Source organism: Sporocytophaga myxococcoides, from assembly GCF_000775915.1.
GTDB classification, from domain to species: Bacteria; Bacteroidota; Bacteroidia; order Cytophagales; family Cytophagaceae; genus Sporocytophaga; species Sporocytophaga myxococcoides_A.
Window position 1 is genome coordinate 52,516 of sequence record NZ_BBLT01000015.1, and the last position, 18,108, is coordinate 70,623.

The 18,108-nt window shown below is 35.4% G+C and carries 17 protein-coding genes and 5 tRNA genes; 11 read left to right on the forward strand and 11 right to left on the reverse strand.

The annotated features are described in order from the left end of the window. The first annotated feature begins 3 nt into the window (after window positions 1-3). The 10 genes from MYP_RS26845 (at window position 4) to MYP_RS23790 (ending at window position 9,470) form a co-directional block, all read left to right on the forward strand. Entirely contained in the window at window positions 4-126 is a 123-nt protein-coding gene (locus tag MYP_RS26845) for a hypothetical protein (protein ID WP_262506816.1), read from the forward strand. A gap of 544 nt (window positions 127-670) precedes the next feature. Then, the gene (locus tag MYP_RS23755; protein WP_045469574.1) at window positions 671-1,435 is read left to right on the forward strand and encodes a helix-turn-helix domain-containing protein; all 765 of its coding nucleotides are present in this window, start codon (window positions 671-673) and stop codon (window positions 1,433-1,435) included. A gap of 142 nt (window positions 1,436-1,577) precedes the next feature. Beyond that, window positions 1,578-1,967: a DUF1398 domain-containing protein gene (locus tag MYP_RS23760; protein WP_045469577.1), complete on the forward strand. Its 390-nt coding sequence runs from the start codon at window positions 1,578-1,580 to the stop codon at window positions 1,965-1,967. Between the two features lie 114 nt (window positions 1,968-2,081). Beyond that, window positions 2,082-2,828, forward strand: a complete 747-nt coding sequence (locus MYP_RS23765) for a hypothetical protein (RefSeq protein WP_045469580.1) — start codon at window positions 2,082-2,084, stop codon at window positions 2,826-2,828. 296 nt (window positions 2,829-3,124) lie between these two features. Beyond that, the gene (locus MYP_RS23770) at window positions 3,125-3,871 is read left to right on the forward strand and encodes an NYN domain-containing protein (RefSeq protein ID WP_045469584.1); all 747 of its coding nucleotides are present in this window, start codon (window positions 3,125-3,127) and stop codon (window positions 3,869-3,871) included. 408 nt (window positions 3,872-4,279) lie between these two features. After that, the gene (locus MYP_RS23775) at window positions 4,280-5,545 is read left to right on the forward strand and encodes an acetyl-CoA hydrolase/transferase family protein (RefSeq protein ID WP_045469587.1); all 1,266 of its coding nucleotides are present in this window, start codon (window positions 4,280-4,282) and stop codon (window positions 5,543-5,545) included. A 50-nt stretch (window positions 5,546-5,595) separates the two neighbouring features. Continuing rightward, window positions 5,596-5,889 (forward strand): hypothetical protein, encoded by a 294-nt coding sequence (locus tag MYP_RS23780; RefSeq protein ID WP_045469590.1) that lies wholly within the window; start codon window positions 5,596-5,598, stop codon window positions 5,887-5,889. A 211-nt stretch (window positions 5,890-6,100) separates the two neighbouring features. Beyond that, window positions 6,101-6,280: a hypothetical protein gene (locus tag MYP_RS26485; RefSeq protein WP_197060180.1), complete on the forward strand. Its 180-nt coding sequence runs from the start codon at window positions 6,101-6,103 to the stop codon at window positions 6,278-6,280. 287 nt (window positions 6,281-6,567) lie between these two features. Beyond that, window positions 6,568-7,425, forward strand: coding sequence for an alpha/beta fold hydrolase (locus tag MYP_RS23785; RefSeq protein WP_045469593.1), 858 nt, complete (start codon window positions 6,568-6,570; stop codon window positions 7,423-7,425). 71 nt (window positions 7,426-7,496) lie between these two features. Then, window positions 7,497-9,470: an aconitate hydratase gene (locus MYP_RS23790; protein ID WP_045469596.1), complete on the forward strand. Its 1,974-nt coding sequence runs from the start codon at window positions 7,497-7,499 to the stop codon at window positions 9,468-9,470. 128 nt (window positions 9,471-9,598) lie between these two features. Here the strand turns inward: MYP_RS23790 and MYP_RS23795 are convergent, their stop codons facing one another. The 6 genes from MYP_RS23795 to MYP_RS23820 all read right to left on the reverse strand — a co-directional run bounded on the left by MYP_RS23795 (window position 9,599) and on the right by MYP_RS23820 (window position 15,798). Continuing rightward, window positions 9,599-11,029 carry a T9SS type A sorting domain-containing protein gene (locus MYP_RS23795; RefSeq protein ID WP_045469598.1) on the reverse strand — a complete coding sequence of 477 codons (1,431 nt, stop codon included), beginning with the start codon at window positions 11,027-11,029 and terminating at the stop codon, window positions 9,599-9,601. A 542-nt stretch (window positions 11,030-11,571) separates the two neighbouring features. After that, complete coding sequence (locus MYP_RS23800; RefSeq protein WP_045469601.1) at window positions 11,572-13,194, reverse strand: hypothetical protein; 1,623 nt, start codon at window positions 13,192-13,194, stop codon at window positions 11,572-11,574. 174 nt (window positions 13,195-13,368) lie between these two features. Beyond that, the gene (locus MYP_RS23805) at window positions 13,369-13,725 is read right to left on the reverse strand and encodes a DsrE family protein (RefSeq protein ID WP_045469604.1); all 357 of its coding nucleotides are present in this window, start codon (window positions 13,723-13,725) and stop codon (window positions 13,369-13,371) included. Continuing rightward, a complete protein-coding gene (locus MYP_RS23810; protein ID WP_045469607.1) occupies window positions 13,725-14,771 on the reverse strand; it encodes a TQO small subunit DoxD in 1,047 nt (348 codons plus the stop codon). The genes MYP_RS23805 and MYP_RS23810 overlap by 1 nt, the downstream gene beginning before the upstream one ends. A 55-nt stretch (window positions 14,772-14,826) precedes the next feature. After that, window positions 14,827-15,294: a DsrE family protein gene (locus tag MYP_RS23815; RefSeq protein ID WP_052430478.1), complete on the reverse strand. Its 468-nt coding sequence runs from the start codon at window positions 15,292-15,294 to the stop codon at window positions 14,827-14,829. A gap of 150 nt (window positions 15,295-15,444) precedes the next feature. Continuing rightward, entirely contained in the window at window positions 15,445-15,798 is a 354-nt protein-coding gene (locus MYP_RS23820; protein WP_045469610.1) for a hypothetical protein, read from the reverse strand. Window positions 15,799-16,356: 558 nt separating this feature from the next. Here MYP_RS23820 and MYP_RS23825 point away from each other — a divergent pair. Further along, window positions 16,357-17,160 carry a DJ-1/PfpI family protein gene (locus MYP_RS23825; RefSeq protein ID WP_052430479.1) on the forward strand — a complete coding sequence of 268 codons (804 nt, stop codon included), beginning with the start codon at window positions 16,357-16,359 and terminating at the stop codon, window positions 17,158-17,160. Window positions 17,161-17,362: 202 nt separating this feature from the next. Here the strand turns inward: MYP_RS23825 and MYP_RS23830 are convergent. The 5 genes from MYP_RS23830 to MYP_RS23850 form a co-directional block, all read right to left on the reverse strand. Then, a tRNA-Arg gene (locus MYP_RS23830) sits at window positions 17,363-17,436 on the reverse strand. Between the two features lie 55 nt (window positions 17,437-17,491). Further along, window positions 17,492-17,566, reverse strand: a tRNA-Pro gene (locus MYP_RS23835). 131 nt (window positions 17,567-17,697) lie between these two features. Then, window positions 17,698-17,771 (reverse strand) — tRNA-Arg (locus MYP_RS23840). 56 nt (window positions 17,772-17,827) lie between these two features. Next, a tRNA-Pro gene (locus MYP_RS23845) sits at window positions 17,828-17,902 on the reverse strand. Between the two features lie 69 nt (window positions 17,903-17,971). Further along, window positions 17,972-18,060: transfer RNA gene (locus tag MYP_RS23850), tRNA-Ser, on the reverse strand. Window positions 18,061-18,108 lie beyond the last annotated feature (48 nt).

Genomic DNA, 18,108 nt, shown 5'->3' on the forward strand with positions numbered 1-18,108 from the left:
ACTATGCCAGTAACAGATATCAGCATTGCCAAAGGTAAAGACAAAGATTTTTTACTTCAATTAATTGAATATATCCATTCGGTACTGGTTCATACATTGCAAATACTGAAGAAGATAAAAACTTAAGATTAATTGAATTTGATCAGGATTTATTATATTCTAAAAAGCCGTATGATATAATTATACAGATAACACTTTTCAAAGGAAGAACAACAGAGACCAAGAAGTTACTTTATCAAAACATAGTTCAATAACTTGACAAAAAACTCTCAATTGACAAAAACACTGTTTTTATAACGCTTAATGAGCAGCCACTAGAGGATTGGGGGCTTCGAGGTGGACAGATTGCATCTGACATAAACATTGAATTTAATATCAACATATAATTTAAAACTTATACTAAGCATTAACAGCAAATGATATTAAAAACATTTACTTTTTATATTCGCTGATACGCATTTGGATTATCTCCTGTGATCCATATGGGTTATGAATACTGGATTCAAAAAACAATCAGACTCTAAATACAATGGCCAATGTCATGAACTGATAAAATAAATGCATTCCACCAATTATTCTCAAGATTCAATATAGAACCTGAGTCGTACAAAGCATTCAGGCCTCTGCCCAACTTTTGGTTATTCCCAGCCAATTGAATATTTTAGTATAAATGAAGTTCGACAAACACCCTCCTACTGAAAAACTAAAACCCTACATCAAACATTTTGTAGTGTCAGAGAACCTTGTCGAAAATGAATATAAGGTTTTTCCTTCTTCTGGTCTTGTCATCGGATTTCAGTACAAAGGACAACTTTCGACTATTCATAACAATACTGAAAGCAAATTGACTTCCGCAGGAATAACAGGTATTTCCGACAGTTATAAAATCTTTAAAAATTCAGCTAACATCGGAACCGTTTTAGTTTATTTTACGGAAACAGGATTTACTCATTTTTCCTCTAACCCAGCCAATGAATTATTTAATCTAAGCATTGCCCTGGAAGACATTTTTGATAAACAAGCAATAAAAGACATTGAAGAAAAACTTGCTATTGCTACGACTGACCAACAACGAATAAATATTGTTGAATTATTCTTATTCACTCAATTAAAAGATAAACAAACGGACAATCTGATCATTGAAGCAGTAAAGCTTATATACCAAAGCAAAGGCACTATCCGAATAAAAGAACTCAATGAAAAACTCGACATCAGTCTGAGTCCGTTCGAAAAAAGGTTTAGAAAAATTGTTGGCACTACACCTAAAAAGTTCGCTTCCATTATCCGCTTTAATTCGATTATTAACAGCCTCAGCAGCAATAAATCATTAACTGAAATCTGTTACGAAAATAACTTCTTTGATCAGGCTCATTTTATTAAAGACTTCAAACAATTTACTGGAGACACACCTGAAAATTTTAAAAGATTCCTCTAAAAAAACGATTTTTTACAATCAAATCTATCCTTTAAAAAACACCTTTGCATTACATTCATTTTACAAACAAATTGATAACTACCAGTTTGTAAACCATAAATTTATTATAATTCTAAATTCATTATTCCAAAATTAAATTAAGATGTTTACAATTGAACAAATCAAAGCGGCTCATAGTAAAGTAAAATCAGGTGCAGACTTTCCAGCATACATCCAGGATATTAAAAGTCTCGGTGTTACTTTCTATAAAACCTATGTAACAGACGGTCATACTGACTATTATGGTCCCAATGATTACAAAAAATCCTCAATATCCAGCCATGAAGCAATACTTATTAATGACCAATGTGAGACTGAACAATTTAAAGCAGCTCTAAAAGCTCATCAGAATGGGCAATCAGATTATTCGACTTTTATCACCATGAGTGCAAAATTAGGTATTGAAAAATGGACAGTTTGTATGGATAAAATGACTTGTACCTATTTCGATAAAAAAGGAAAAGCAATATTGGTTGAGGAAATCCCTCATTAAGGTTAATCTGGGTTATAAGAATTTTATGTGCGGAGTTTTTAACTGCCGCACTTTTTAATTATTTTTATCTTAATTCATTTACAGATCATTTACAGCTGTGCATTTTCTTTTAAGATGAATAAAATAATTATTGTTTTTGCTTTAGTCTTAACTATCTCGGCCAACACTTTTGGACAAGTGGGTGGAATCATTAAGGAATTAGGGGAAGCCAAAAGAATCGACCGTTACTCAGGTTCTGTTTCCGGGAGCGGGAATTCAGAATGGCTTTTACTGGAAGGGATCAGGCTCTTTGGCTATGGAATTTACAGACTTCAAACACATGTATTATCTACGAGGGATAAACATCCTGAAGTCGTCTCACTAGAAGGTTTTCTTCAGAGTGGCTATTATGGGAAATATAACGCCATCCTTCTCAACCCTCAGATCAGAGCTAACTGGGGAGCGTTCTCTACAGAGTTCAGACAACAAAGTATAAACGATAATACAGGATATCTGAATAACCTGGACTGGCAGATCATAAAACTTAATATCCCTATCTACCCTGTAATGATAAGCAGTGGAATGGGATTTTCTCATATAGACATTGTAAACCAGACCTTTTTTGAATTCACTTTTGGAGCACAATCAAGGTTTTTAAATGAACGCTTATGGGCTGAAGCGGTCTATAGGTCAGCTGACGGAGAAAGAACTTCCTTCAGAAAGGAATTCAAAATTACCTGTGATTATGAAGTAGGAAACAAACAGGTAAGAAATAGAGGAAGTTTCAGAGTTAGTCCATCTTTGGGTTTTGCCTATCAACAATACTATGGTAAGTTTAATCAATATTACTTACTGGCTGGCCTAAATATAAGATACTACTGATCCTTACCTTCATAACAAAGCTATCTCAATAGAAGATAATAAAGACGATCGACATATCTTCTAGCACATTAGTTTTCCAGCTTCAGATTTATCAAAATACTATTTTAATAAACCTAAATTTCCCTCTAAAAAAAACAAATTAGGGAATAAAAGGCTTTTTACTACAACACTCCTACCTGCTTCTTTGTATAACACTTTATGAACTTATATTCAGAACAACCTAAATCTTATGTAATTAATTTAGATTTCTTAAAGAAAATTAATTCTGGCATCACTCCTAACAATAATATACAAACATGACCGATGATAAACTTGCAGTATTAATCGATGCGGACAATGTGCCGTATGCAAATGTAAAGGAAATGTTGGAAGAGATTTCCAGGTATGGAACACCAACAATTAAAAGAATTTATGCGGATTGGACCAAACCAACCCTATCAGGTTGGAAGAATGTTCTTTTAGAAAATGCGATAACTCCTGTTCAACAATACAGCTATACCACAGGGAAAAACTCCAGTGATAGCGCCTTAATAATTGACGCAATGGATATTTTATATTCAAGCAAGGTCAATGGTTTTTGCATTGTCTCAAGTGACAGTGATTTTACCAGATTAGCAACCAGACTCAGGGAAGCAGGAATGACCGTTATTGGCTTCGGAGAGAAGAAAACACCTCAACCCTTTATATCCGCATGTGACAAGTTTATATATTTAGAAATTCTAAAAAGTTCAAATCATGACACGTATAGCATTACTCAAAAGGCTTCAAAACCAAAAGTAAAAGGAGAGCCTCTGAGTAAAGTTGATAAAGAAACTATACAAATGATTATAGAAAGTGTTAATGATTTAGCAGATGAGAGTGGCTGGACTTTTCTGGCTAACCTGGGTAACTTTATCATTAAAAAGAAACCGGATTTCGATCCAAGAAATTATGGCTTTCCCAAATTATTACCCTTAATAAAAAATATAAACAGATTTTATATAGACGAGAGAGAGACAGGGGTTAACAACATAAGACATATCTATCTTAAGCTAAAAGAATAAAATGCAATTCGTTACATCACTAAACTCATATAATGATGATAAATTATAAAAACTTCAATGCTTATAACATCCTCCAGAAAGCTCCGCTATAGATTTTTATTTTCACTTAAGCTTACTCATTTTTAACAAAAGATAATTTTTCTTGTAAAAAATAAATAAAACCAGGCAATAAAACATCACCACTCCCTTCTGATCTTCCGGAAGTTTCAAAATCAACTCCTAATTCCGTTATGAACAAATAATTTGCAAATACCTTATAATAAGCAAAATATCACTCTCCTAAACAACATGATAAATAAATTAAGCTATAAAGGTTTAATATGATTATTGTCATTGTCAATTTAAGGAGAAATAAACATCTTTACATTTTATGTACTATTTATTAAAGGGAATAAAACATTCTGAACTATGAATTATACAACAGCGGAAGAAGCAATAAAAATAATTAAAAGCAATGACCGGGTTTTTATTCACAGTGTGGCAGCTGCACCTAAGATATTAATTGAAGCAATGGTAAAAAGAGCTGTAGAACTGAAGAATGTTGAAATAATTCATATGCATACGGAAGGACAAGCGGAGTATGTTAAACCGGAATATCAGAACAACTTTCATTTAAAATCCCTTTTTGTCGGAGCCAATGTAAGGGAAGCAACGCAAAGTGGAAGAGCAGATTACATTCCTATTTTTCTAAGCGAAATCCCTATACTTTTCAGAAGAAAACTTCTGCCTGTAAACGTTGCACTTGTACAAGTCTCACCACCAGACCGATTCGGATATTGCTCCCTTGGAGTTTCTGTAGACACCACTAAAGCAGTTATAGAAACCGCCGAAACAGTGATAGCCCAGATTAATCCAAGTATGCCGAGAACCTATGGAGATGGACTTATACATATTAGTAACTTTAATTTCATGATAGAACATGATTCACCAATTTATGAAGCAAAAGTCAGTCCCCCTACTGAAATAGATAAAAAAATAGGATATCATGTAGCATCATTGATTGAAGATGGAGCCACTCTTCAAATGGGCATAGGAAACATCCCTAATGCAGTCCTGGCTTCCCTTACAAATCACAAAAGACTTGGAGTACACTCTGAGATGTTCTCTGATGGCTTAATCCCTCTGATAGAAAAAGGAGTAGTTACGGGAGAAGATAAAATAATTGACCGGGGAAAAGTGGTGGCTACATTTGCTATGGGATGCAAAAGTACTTATGATTTTATGGATAATAACCCTGTTATCAAAATGAAAGAAGTAAGTTACACCAATGATGTTGCTAACATTAGGAAAAACAAAAAAGTATCTGCAATCAACAGCGCCATAGAAATTGATTTAACAGGACAAGTCTGCGCAGATTCAATAGGCACTAAACACTACTCAGGTGTAGGAGGACAGATAGATTTCATAAGAGGAGCTTCCTATTCTGAAGGAGGAAAACCCATTATTGCCTTTCCATCTGTAACTACCAAAGGAGAAAGTAAAATAGTCCCCTACCTTAAGACCGGAGCTGGTGTTGTATCCACAAGAGCTAATGTACACTTTATCGTAACAGAATACGGAGTAGTTGATCTTTTTGGAAAATCAATGAAAGAAAGAGCAGAATTATTGACCAGTATTGCTCACCCTGATCATAGAGAATTCCTTGAAAAGAAATTTCATGAAAGATTCAAGTAAGGTATCCTTATACGGCAATTCCTGCTTATTCAGTAACAAAAGGATAAACAATGAGATTAAAAAAAACAATGACACTAAAAGGAATTGTAATTGTAAGTCTTTCAACTTTAACAGGAATGGCAATAGCTTTTATAGCTAACTTCTATATTCTTGAAAAAATTCTGATATCAGATCCTTGCTATTATCACAATCACAAGACCAACATAATATTTGATATGTTCTACAACTTTCCTGCACATGAAGGATTCCACCCCTATCCTACTGTATTCAATTTTATATTTACAATTGCTTCAGGAGGTTTGTGCGGGTATGTCTTCTCTTCAAAAAAATTAAGAAAAATATAATAAGGATTAATCAAAATTTAGTTTAATTTTCACTTTATAGTCATAAGGCCATGGAGCGACTTGAATACCTTAAACTTTTTCACAACATAAGCCTTGCTGACTACCAGTTATTAACCCAAAACCTTAAAACCAAAATCTTACAAAAAGTAGATTTATTAACCGTTCAGGACAAATACAAAATGAGCTATATTTTGTAAAGAGTGGTATTCAGATGTCGTATTTTGACACGTCAGATAAATCCCATGTCATTGCTTTTACCTACTTTCCGAACCTTCGCGCAATACCAGAATCCTTTTCTTTTCAGATGCCATTCAGGTATTTTCTGTATTGCCTTACAGATAGTGAGCTGGAATATCTCACTTATGATGAGCTGCAAAAACTTTTTGATTAATCTCAAGGGATAGAACGTCTCTTCAGAAAAATGACAGAAGCTGTCTTAGCCGGGATGATCAACCGTCATATTGAACTGAACAGCATGAGCATAGAAGATCGCTATAAAACCTTTTGCCAGCGGAGCCCTCAACTTCTCCAAGCAGTACCACATAAATACATTGCATCCTACCTGGGTATTGATCCTAAGAACTTCAGCAAATTGTTTAATCGTGTAAAATTCTGATCTTGGTATTTACCAAGATCAGATATCCATGCTGTTATTATCTTTGATAAAAAAATACGATAATGCGCTGGCTTGATACAAAGGAATATCCGTTTACTTCAAATTACTTTGAATTAAATGGGCACAAACTTCATTACATTGATGAAGGACAAGGAGAAACGATTTTGTTCGTTCATGGAACTCCTTCCTGGAGTTTTGACTTTCGGAATGTCATCAAAAGACTCAAATCCGATTTTCGCTGTATAGCCATTGATCACATAGGTTTCGGACTGTCTGACAAACCTGAATATTATGATTACTCCACACAAAACCACAGTAAAACACTTGAAAGTTTTGTTAATTATAAAGGCCTTCAAAATGTCACTTTACTTGTGCATGACTTCGGCGGTCCAATCGGCTTAAACTTCGCAATCAGACATCCTGAAAAAGTAAAAAATATTATTATACTCAACTCCTGGTTATGGAGCAGCAAAGATGATCCGAAGTTTATTAAATTAAGTAAAATACTTAAAAGCCCTTTGCTCCCTTTCTTATACCGTTACTTTAATTTTTCACCTCGTTATATCTTGCCCAAATCATTTGGAGACCATAAGCTGCCAAAGCAATTGTTAAAGCAATACACCAAACCTTTTGCCAATAGCACACAGCGTAATGGAACACAGGCTTTCGCTCAATCATTGCTTCATGATCAAAACTGGTTTCAGGAATTATGGAATAAAAAAGAAGCCATAGCAGAAAAACCTGTTTTATTCATCTGGGGAATGAAAGATCCTGTTATCAAGCCAAAATACCTTGACAAATTTTCTTCAGGATTTACAAATTCCAAAATAACCAGACTTGAAACAAGCGGACATTTTCCTCAGGAAGAACAGCCTGATATTGTGGCACAATCAGTATTGGAGTTTCTGAGAGAACGATAAATTTAGACTTGCCATCCCCTTGCCAACATTAATCTCTCACTCATGTTTTATACATATCTAAGAGATCCCAAATGAAAAAGCCCTTAAACGTTACCCAGAAATTAATTCAGTCTCATCTTGTAAAGGGAGAAATGATTCCCGGAACTGAAATAGGTATTCGCATCGATCAAACCCTTACTCAGGATGCTACCGGCACCATGGTCATGTTGGAACTGGAAGCGATGGGAATTTCAAAAATTAAAACCGAATTATCCGTTCAATATGTAGATCATAATCTGCTTCAGGAAGATTTTAAAAACGCTGATGACCATTTATTTTTAAGAACTGCAGCACAGAAATTCGGCCTTTGGTACAGCAGAGCCGGCAATGGAGTAAGTCATCCGGTGCATATGGAAAGATTTGGTATCCCGGGAAAATCTATGGCTGGCTCCGACAGTCATACTCCTGCAGCCGGTGCCATTGGTATGCTTGCATTGGGTGCCGGGGGACTGGATGTTGCATTTTCAATGGCAGGTGAACCATTACATTTCAAGATGCCCAGAATCATGGGAGTTAAGCTGGTTGGAAAACTACCTGACTGGGTAAGTGCAAAAGATATCATCCTTGAAATGCTCAGGCGTTATGGAGTTAATGGAGGAAGAGGAATTATCTTTGAATATTACGGTCCAGGATTAGAAAGCCTTTCTGCAATGGATCGACACGTAATTGCCAATATGGGTACGGAACTTGGGGCTACTACAACTGTTTTCCCTTCTGATCATGAAGTAAAAAGATTTCTGAAAGTTCAGGAAAGAGAAAAGGACTGGGTTGAAATTGTTGCTGACCAGGGAGCTTCTTATGATCTTGCCGATGAAATTAATTTATCAGAGCTGGAGCCTTTGATAGCTTGTCCAAGCAGTCCGGGAAATGTTGTAAAGGTTAAAGACGTTGCCGGAACTCCGATCTCTCAGGTTGTTATCGGTTCATCTGCAAACCCTGGTATCCGTGATTTCTGGATTGCAGGTGAAATAGTTAAAGATAAGACAATAAATCCATCTATATCCCTTGACATTAATCCTACCTCCAGACAAGTTATAGAAAATCTTATTCAGATGGGCTCCCTTGCCAATCTGGTAAAGTCAGGAGCCAGATTTCATCAGGCAGGCTGCTTGGGTTGTATAGGCATGGGACAAGCTCCTGCCTACGGAAAAAATAGCCTGAGAACGGTACCGAGAAACTTCCCTGGACGTTCCGGGACTCTTGATGATAAAGTCTATCTTTGCAGCCCCGAAACCGCAGCTGCTTCAGCTCTCACAGGCGCAATTACTGACCCAAGAGATATGGAGCACTTATATGGAATGAAATATCCACATTACAAGAATTCTGAAAAAGAAATTATAAACACCTCAATGCTACTTGCCCCATCTGCAGGAACAAGCGGGGAATTGGAAAAAGGTCCCAACATTAAATCTTTCCCTGATTTCAGTCCACTCCCAGATACATTTGAAGCCCCTGTTCTACTTAAGATGGGCGATAATATCTCTACGGATGAAATTCTGAAAGCAGGAGTTAAAGTGCTTTCCTATCGTAGCAACATTCCTGAAATAAGTAAGTGGAGTTTTAATATAATAGACAGTCAGTTTTATGTTAAAGCGATTAAAGCACAGGAAACTTATGGAGGACATATAGTAGTAGCCGGGCATAACTATGCTCAGGGATCAAGCAGAGAGCATGCAGCAATAGCTCCCAGATATATCGGACAAATTGCAGTCATCGCTAAAAGCTATGCACGCCTTGGCTGGCAGAATCTGATCAATTTCGGAATTATTCCATTTGAATTCATAAATGAATCAGATTATGATACCATTGATCCGAATGATGAAATCAGAATATCAGGAATAACTGACAGCTTCTTAAAAAACACCGAGCATGTTGCTCTGAATATGACTAAAAATCTTAAATATCGTTTAACCCATGGTCTGAGCGAAAGACAGACGGAAGTACTTCTTCATGGAGGAATCATCAATTTTCACAAAAGCAGAGAACTTGTGCATTCGAAAGGCTAGCAATTAGAGGTAATCCATTATCTGACTGAAATCCTTTTACATTCTGTATATCTCTTCATGTTAACGCCCTTGTTATAAATAAAAAGGCACGCATTATTGCGTGCCTGATATTAATAGTCTTAATGCAATTACTGAACTATCAACTTCCCATTTATCTTCTTTGCCTCTTGAGACCAAACTTCATAAAAATAAATCCCTTTTTCAAGCTCCTTGATGTCTATAGTATTCATCATGTCAGATAAAACAATGCTCTTCTTCAAGGCTCCTGAGCTTGAGATAATTTTTAACTCTGCCCCCTCACTTGACTCAGGCAGTTCAAGAGTTATATTAGTTAAAGCAGGGTTAGGGTATAATTTAAATACCTTATTAAATCCTGCATCTAAAACGTTTGCAACCGGTGATAAAGATCCATTTAAGCGAACCAAATGTGGATGTTCCAAATCCGCATAACGTAAGAAATAACCCCCAATTAAAATTTTACTATCAGCATCTAATTCGGTAGCAAATACAGGTAAATTAGGCCCTATTTCCAAGCTAAAGGTAGGATCATCGGTACCATCTGCGTTTAATCTGCTAAGGTATTTTTCTAAATTTTTATTGAAGGTATTAAATTCTCCCCCTATAATTATCTTTCCATCTTTCTGTATAGTTACAGAGTGGATATCCTCATCAGCCCCAGTCCCCATAGCAAAATTATTATCAATCGTTCCATCGCTGTTAATCCTTACCAAATAATTCTTAGATATACTCTTATACTTTGTAAATGCTCCTCCTAGGATGATCTTTCCATCAGATTGAAGAGCCATATCCCACACTTCTCCATTAGTCCCTGTGCTGCTATTAAATGTATTGTCTTTTGAGCCATTAGCATTGACTCTGACAACACCTTGAGCTGCTGCACCATTATAAGTCGAAAAAAGCCCGGCTGCCAATATTTGCTGATCTGGTTGAATAATAATAGATCTTGGTTCTCCATTCAATCCTGTACCAACAACAAAGGTATCATCTTTTGCCCCTGTTGAGGTAAGTCTAACGACTCTATTAATGCTACTGTTGTTAAAAACAGTAAAAGCCCCTCCTACAATAATTTTAGTATCTTCCTGAATTGCGATTGCATATATAATATTATTAAATCCCTCTCCAATGTTAAATGTTTTATCATAAGTTCCATCCGGATTTAATCTTGCAAGTCTGTTTGTCCCTTCACCGTTATAACTAAAGAATGAACCACCTATTAAAATTTTACCATCCTTTTGTATTTCCACAGCATGAATATTGCTGTTAGCTCCTGTACCTCCAGGATTAAAGGTCTCATCCAGGGAACCGTCCTCGTTTAATCGTGCTATTCTATTTACGGTTTTTCCATTATAACTCGTAAACTCTCCTGCAACAATTATTTTCCCATCTGACAATACTTTAATAACTCTCACATGTGAATTAAATTTACTTGCTACAAACGATTCATCTATCGTTCCTGCCTGACCTAATACTTCATTAGCAAAGGGAAAAGCTAACAGACAAACAAGTAATGCATAAAAAAGTGTAGAGATTTTTCTCATAGGTTCACTTTAAGAATTTAAAATTTAGAAAAGTAAGTAATAACAAAATGATATAGCATATATACGTGAACGACTTCTTTAATGTTAATAGGATCTACTTCATTTATATAACAGTTAGCATTTATTTTAGGTCCTTGGCAATCAAAACCACAGCTCATTATTCCAGCTTAGTTCTTTCTAACATACCAGGTAGCTTAATAATTAGGCATTGGAATTTGCATACGAATATTAATCTTGAAAAGATTGATTATTCAATCCAATATTAACTGGAAAGAGAATCAAAAATACAATCAGTGAATAGAGGGCTGGCATTAAATATCAGTATAAATACTGAGGTTCTTTTTTATTTAAAAAATTCTAAAGGTAAAAATAACCCGAACCAATATAAGTTTGGCTTTAAAAGATCTTTTGAAAACTTGAGGTTACAAATCTTAATTCATACAGCTTCTTGGTAAAAATACATTTGTATTAAAATAAAATTCAGACCATTAATTAAATCAAAAATAAGAACTCCGGCTTTTTTCAAAACCGGAGTTCTTATTTTATTTCAGGACTACCTTCTCCCTTCTGGTGAGACCATCTTTCTCATAAGTAATAATGTAGATACCTCTTGGCAAATCGGAGACATTAAAGACCTCATTTCCTCCTATGACAAACAATTGTCCAACCTGATTGGTAAAGATGATTTTGCCTTCGTGACCTTTCAGATGTATGTCAGTAGTGCAAGGATTCGGCCAGGGATTGTTATTTACAGTTTCAACTTTGTCTGTTCCTGCAATAACGCATTCATTAAGTTCAACTTTAGATGACCATGTATAATAATCCGGAGCTTTGTATATTAATTCGCCGTGATAATTCCGTACTTCATTCACCTGTAATTCATATTTAAGATCCTTCATATTGGTAATTTCTATACTATCACTTTTAATAACGTTTCCAACAGCAAGACATACAATCTCTGAAAAGACAATCGAATCGCTGAGACTGGCAAAGATAGCCCCCTTCTCTTCCTCTATCCTGTAAGTTAGTTTAGTATAAATATCCTGGCTTGAGCATATCGCATGTAAATACCTCCTGTATAAAGTAATTTTATTACAATCAGTTTTATATTCAAAACATCTGTTCACTGGTTGTCCAAAGCCCTTAATTACATATAGGTTCCCATTTAAATGAACATTCTGAATTACCGGAACTTCTGCCAGTCTATTATCCTTAATCACATTTTCCGGCAGGAATACATCATTCAAAGAAATATTGATCTTTTCAAGCCAATCAGCCCGATCTTGTGTCAGGTAATAATCGATGACCAATGTATTTTTGACAAATTCAACTTTATAAGTATAGCTGTAATTTCCCTGAAGATTTTTAGGAAGGTTAAGGTTTGCACTTAGATTTTTACACAGAAAAGATCCTTCAAATACATTTTCATTTTTATCCGGAAGACAATTGCGGAGATCTGCTGTTCCGATTTTTGTCATTTCTATCCGAGGAGGGCATGGTGCATTTACACAATATACAATCTGAGTGTCGGCATGGAATATCATAAATTCAAGTTGTGAAAGCTTGCTTAATACAATACTGTCCGTTACAACCTCTGTCCCTAAAGCTTTACAAGTAACATTGCGGGGCTTTATGACATTTTTAAAATTGACCAGAATACTATCATTTACAATTTTTACGAACGGCTTAGGATAAACATCCGCAGCAGGACAAATATCTTCCAGTCTTTTTCTGAAAACAATAACTTCCTTGCAATCAGATTTTAAAGTATAGCAAGGATTGTATGGCCATCCCATAGTCAATTGGGTTGATTTCAACTGACCGTCTATATAAATATTGTGGACTACAATCCATCTAAGGTTGGCATCTGCAGCAGAAGAGGGAATTGAAGAAGAAAAGTATTTCTTTAAATCCGTGGTAATTTCTTTTATAACTTCAGTTTCTGCGCTTTCCAAAAGATATTTTATTACCAGTTGCTGAGACGTATCACTTTTCAGTACCTCAACTTTATAATGATATTTTCCTTGAAATTCCTCTGGGATCCGGTATGTTGTGACAAGTGTATCACACAATACAGATCCCTCAAAACTATTTAAAATACGAGAATTAGGAAAAACTTTGTAACTAAAAAAAAACAGCAGGATTGTGAATATAATTTTGTTCATAGCAATAAAAATTTAGGTTTTAAAGCATTATATATCAACTGGGTGAATTAGGTAACCTCTTTTGCATCCTTATTATTAAACGAGCAAGAATTCAAGGATAATTTACAAAATGAGTACTTCCAACAGTTAAAAAAATAAAAGGTGCTCTTTTAAGCACCTTTTATAATGTTTATTTCAAATACCAACTTTTATATAACTCCACCCTTCGCTTTGTCTGAATATCAGATGAGCTAATGCAGATGGTATTATTCTTGCGACAGAGATTAAATCAGAGGAAGAAGACACGCCCCTTTCATTAAGAGTATTCCTGCAAGCTGAAAACAGAATTCCCCTATTAGCCATTTCTTCCAGAACATTGGAGAATCTGCTATTGCTGAACAACAGCTCCACCCCCAAACCGTGAGTTATGACTTCCACTATGATTGCCGGGACTTCTTTTTGGACATTTCCAATTTGCTTTATCAATGATTTCCATACTTGCTCGTCATTAGTTCCTAAATGAAATACGACTTTATATCCCTTGTCTGTCATTATATTACTTTCTGAATTTTAAAACTGTGCTGCCAGACCTTACCGCTTATGTCCTCCACTTCAATAAAATAATTTCCCCCTTCTGTAATGTCCATTGGAAAAGTAACTTTTGCTTTGGCTCCTAAGGGAATGATCAAACTATTTTTGCCTGTTTTCACCTTGGTAATATAATAATTATCAATATTCTGACCAGGTATTTCAGAAAGCTCATTATACAAATACTCTTTAATAACATTCCCATTCTTATCTTTCAACGAAATCCTTGTGATAAATGCACCATAAGTATCAATTCCCTGATCGCGAAACAGATCAAAACTTAGACCTCGGGCTTTATCGTACTTTACGTCTGAAATTACAATATTCGGTTTCAATGAAAGATTATGAAGTTTGCCCCATACGCCCCCATGAAAGACTTGATTGGTATATAAAGTTATGGCCAGAGAAAATACAGCGATGAACAAAGAGAAGAATGTAAATGCTTTATTACTCAAATTAATATCACCTGACCCCACATATTGAATCCATTTTTTATCATTTAAACCGGGGAATTTTGAAAGAAGCCACCTATCTAAAGAGAATTTATCTGCACCTGCTACCATCATAACCAACCCTGCTATAGTACCCAGAACACCAATCTGCCATTCATCCAGGCAAGTTGTTCCAAGCCATCCTGCACCAAATAAGATTCCCAGCGATAGCAAAAAGACTCCTAATGCAGAGGCTCTGGTAAATAATCCAAGCAATAAACCCAGCCCCACCAGTGCTTCAATGATTGTAAATACGAATAGAAATATTTGCAGGAAATCAGGATGAGTGATCAGGAAATGAATCATGGGCTTAACGATAATGGCGTTTGGAAAGAAGTGATTAAACTTCTCTCCCACATAGCCTATTCCATCTGGATCTAATTTATTTTCCAGAATCAATCTTCTCCAGAAAGCAGAGAAGAAGAGCCAGCCGGTAACCCATCTTAGTCCTGTCAGCAAAACCGCTGAAGAGGATGATTGGTATAGAGTATTTTTATCTGATATTTTAAATGCTTCCATTTTAGTTTTTGTTTTTATGATTGAATAATATGAGCAAGACTCACATTTTAATTGATTACAACTCCACGGTTTTATAACCTTTCATCTGCAAATCAAACAAGTAGGTAAGTCCATTGGGAACAATATCAATTCCCTCTATTAATGTAGCAGGATCAATATTGAATTGGTGAAGAGACATGCCACATACCTTAAAATGTATACCAGCGGCTTTTCCTTTCAGAATCATATCAGCAAATTCATTATCTTTCACAAACACTTCTACGGATTTGGCGCAGGCCATAACAACCAATGTATCTCGCTTGTATTTACTGTCTTTTGTTATCGCTTCAGCGGTGTTAACGACTGCTTTTATATGATTAGGTTGACTGATAAGAACAGCATAGTTTATCAAATCTTTGTCTTTGCCTATTAATGTATCGTTCCCTGTTACAGGCCTTAATACAAATGACGAATGCCATAAAGAGATACTGATTAAAATGGTCAGTATAATTGCTTTTGACTTATTTTTATTTTGTAAGGTCATTGGAGGTTTTAATTAGTTAGCTCTTTTGAAAAACATAGGTATCCCGTACCTTCATTAAGAATGAGGCAAGGTTATATAACTATACAGAGTGATTCTGAAAGGACATAATTATCCCTATTACATCTGTATGTAATATCAATTTGAAATTAACTAATTAAAACAGGGAGGAGGAGAATGAATATTGCCCCAGCAAGAGTAATCAGCAGCTTCATAAAACTGATGATGGCTATTGAGGTTGTGTGATATAATTGAATAAAAGTTATACTGAAGAATATGTATATCAGATGAACAAAAAGTTATAATTTTCTTATCTGATTTTTTCTGCTTATCTGATAAGTTTGTTTTTCCGGAAGAAGGAATTTTAATTAATTTATCCTTTCTTCCATACTTGCATTTCTTTTTAAATTCATAACTATTATCTGCACTATTAAATACAGGCAACGCATATACTGCATGATTTAATAGATAAATAAACAGAAATAGAAATGCAAGTAATCGTTTCATCTAACCTTTAACGTCAAATTGATCAAAATAATTTAAGGTTGCAATAAAAATAGATGAAATATTAAGGATATCAATAAAAGTAACTGGCAATAATATAGATAATAAATTTAATCAATGGATTTTAAAAAATGAAACTTGACCATGTTTAACCAATAAAACAAACTACAACACATTGATTTTTTTAAAATTTTTACGCCACGAAACTTAAAGAACTTTTTGCTTCTCCTTTATCAGTTTTGTCTCCCTTAATTCTACATACTACGATTTGCCTCTTATACAAAAAAGGGAAAAACTGAAATATCTTCTAGTGCAATCTTTTAAAGTTCTCATCATTGCCCAAGACTTGTCAAATTTATTTAAAATCCCTTTACATATGTTAATGCAATTGTATTTCTGAAATCCGATTTTCATTAACTGAATAATTAACATTCACACTTTCTGATGAAAGTTGATATTCTGAAAGAATCAGCTGACATTAAAATTCAGAAGGTTTGGAAGTCCTAAATCATTCATTCTAAGAAGTACTAAATCATTCATTCTAAAAAAACTATTCATATAATGAGAACCAGAACAATTTTCATCACAATCCTTCTTTTGACAGCTTCCTTTTTAAAAGCACAAGAAAATAAGATACTCTTTGTAATGAGTGCAGCAAAGGAACTTCCTTTAAAAAATGGGAAGACATATAATCAGACAGGTGTATTTTTAAGTGAGTTTTATCTGGCATATAAAGAAGTAGTCGATCTGGGCTATGGTGTAGATTTTGCAACACCAGGGGGAATCGTTTCATCCATTGATAAGGAAAGTTATGACTTAACTTATTGGAAAGGAAAAGAAGGAGAGATTCAGGAAGCAAAAGACTTTATCAATAGCAATCCAAGGTTTAATAGGCCTTTGTCTTTGGAAAATGCTCTTCAAAATATTCATGCATACTCAGGAATAATAGTACCTGGAGGGCAGGGATTAATGGTAGATCTGATACATGATGAAAAGATGTCCGAAATCCTCAAGGGATTTTCTCAAAACAAAAAACCGATAGGTTTGATTTGCCATGCGCCAGCTTTGATACTCTCTATTCCCAAAGCTGAAAATCCTTTTGTCGGTTACAAGGTAAATTCTGTATCAGGATTCGAAGAGTTCTATATCGAAAAATTTGTAATGAAAGGCAAACCATACAATCGCAAAATTGCAAGGCAGTTAAAGAGCTTAGGACTAGATTACAAACATGGAAAACCTAAACAAAACTTTGCCATCAAGGACCGGGAGTTGGTAACAAGCCAAAATCCGTTTTCAAACGAGGCATTTATTAGATTATATATTGAGGCACTTAAAGAATACAGAATGAAAAAAGGAGGCTTCTGAATATTTTATTTGATTAGACGATTGACCCCGTAAGTTAATTGATGCCATCGCTTAAAGCGACGGTATCAATCAGATCTTGAAATCTCGGATCACTTCCCCAGATTTTCCCATTGATCCAGTATAATTTATAAGAAGAAACTACCGATCAAAAACAAAAAAGCCTGCAACACATTGGAATTGCAGGCTTTTAACATCTCTTGTGTGATCCTGTTTGGATTCGAACCAAAGACCTACTGCTTAGAAGGCAGTTGCTCTATCCAGCTGAGCTACAAGACCCTTTCAATTAAACAAAGTAGTGATTTTATCACAGCTCTTTCCTAGGAAAGAAAAGTCGGGGTGGCAAGATTCGAACTTGCGACCTCCTGGTCCCAAACCAGGCGCGATAACCGGGCTACGCTACACCCCGAAACTTTAAGAACTTTTTGCCTTCTTTTTGTGGGTTTTGCCTCCCATAATTCTAATTTAGAAAATTCATCTCCTTTTAATTAAAAGGAAAAGCCTGCAACATTTCCTATTGCAGGCTTTTAAGCTTTCTTGTGATCCTGTTTGGATTCGAACCAAAGACCTACTGCTTAGAAGGCAGTTGCTCTATCCAGCTGAGCTACAGGACCCGTTCAATTGAACAAAGCAGTATTTTATCACAGCTCTTTCCTAAGAAAGAAATAAGTCGGGGTGGCAAGATTCGAACTTGCGACCTCCTGGTCCCAAACCAGGCGCGATAACCGGGCTACGCTACACCCCGAAACTTTAAAGAACTTTTGCTATCTTTTTGATAGGTTTTGCCTCCCAAACTTTTCTCCCAGGTTTCCAGCGGAGAGGGGGGGATTCGAACCCCCGGTACGGTTTGACCCGTACGACGGTTTAGCAAACCGCTCCTTTCGGCCTCTCAGGCACCTCTCCCTTTTTCAAAAAAGCGATGCAAAGATAACGGAACTTATTTTAATATTC

Bases quoted from the DNA above. Each gene is read 5' to 3' on its own strand.
- MYP_RS26845 (WP_262506816.1), top strand. From the start codon at position 4: ATGCCAGTAACAGATATCAGCATTGCCAAAGGTAAAGACAAAGATTTT.
- MYP_RS23755 (WP_045469574.1), top strand. From the start codon at position 671: ATGAAGTTCGACAAACACCCTCCTACTGAAAAACTAAAACCCTACATC.
- MYP_RS23760 (WP_045469577.1), top strand. From the start codon at position 1,578: ATGTTTACAATTGAACAAATCAAAGCGGCTCATAGTAAAGTAAAATCA.
- MYP_RS23765 (WP_045469580.1), top strand. From the start codon at position 2,082: ATGAATAAAATAATTATTGTTTTTGCTTTAGTCTTAACTATCTCGGCC.
- MYP_RS23770 (WP_045469584.1), top strand. From the start codon at position 3,125: ATGACCGATGATAAACTTGCAGTATTAATCGATGCGGACAATGTGCCG.
- MYP_RS23775 (WP_045469587.1), top strand. From the start codon at position 4,280: ATGAATTATACAACAGCGGAAGAAGCAATAAAAATAATTAAAAGCAAT.
- MYP_RS23780 (WP_045469590.1), top strand. From the start codon at position 5,596: ATGAGATTAAAAAAAACAATGACACTAAAAGGAATTGTAATTGTAAGT.
- MYP_RS26485 (WP_197060180.1), top strand. From the start codon at position 6,101: ATGTCGTATTTTGACACGTCAGATAAATCCCATGTCATTGCTTTTACC.
- MYP_RS23785 (WP_045469593.1), top strand. From the start codon at position 6,568: ATGCGCTGGCTTGATACAAAGGAATATCCGTTTACTTCAAATTACTTT.
- MYP_RS23790 (WP_045469596.1), top strand. From the start codon at position 7,497: ATGAAAAAGCCCTTAAACGTTACCCAGAAATTAATTCAGTCTCATCTT.
- MYP_RS23795 (WP_045469598.1), bottom strand. From the start codon at position 11,029: ATGAGAAAAATCTCTACACTTTTTTATGCATTACTTGTTTGTCTGTTA.
- MYP_RS23800 (WP_045469601.1), bottom strand. From the start codon at position 13,194: ATGAACAAAATTATATTCACAATCCTGCTGTTTTTTTTTAGTTACAAA.
- MYP_RS23805 (WP_045469604.1), bottom strand. From the start codon at position 13,725: ATGACAGACAAGGGATATAAAGTCGTATTTCATTTAGGAACTAATGAC.
- MYP_RS23810 (WP_045469607.1), bottom strand. From the start codon at position 14,771: ATGGAAGCATTTAAAATATCAGATAAAAATACTCTATACCAATCATCC.
- MYP_RS23815 (WP_052430478.1), bottom strand. From the start codon at position 15,294: ATGACCTTACAAAATAAAAATAAGTCAAAAGCAATTATACTGACCATT.
- MYP_RS23820 (WP_045469610.1), bottom strand. From the start codon at position 15,798: ATGAAACGATTACTTGCATTTCTATTTCTGTTTATTTATCTATTAAAT.
- MYP_RS23825 (WP_052430479.1), top strand. From the start codon at position 16,357: ATGAGAACCAGAACAATTTTCATCACAATCCTTCTTTTGACAGCTTCC.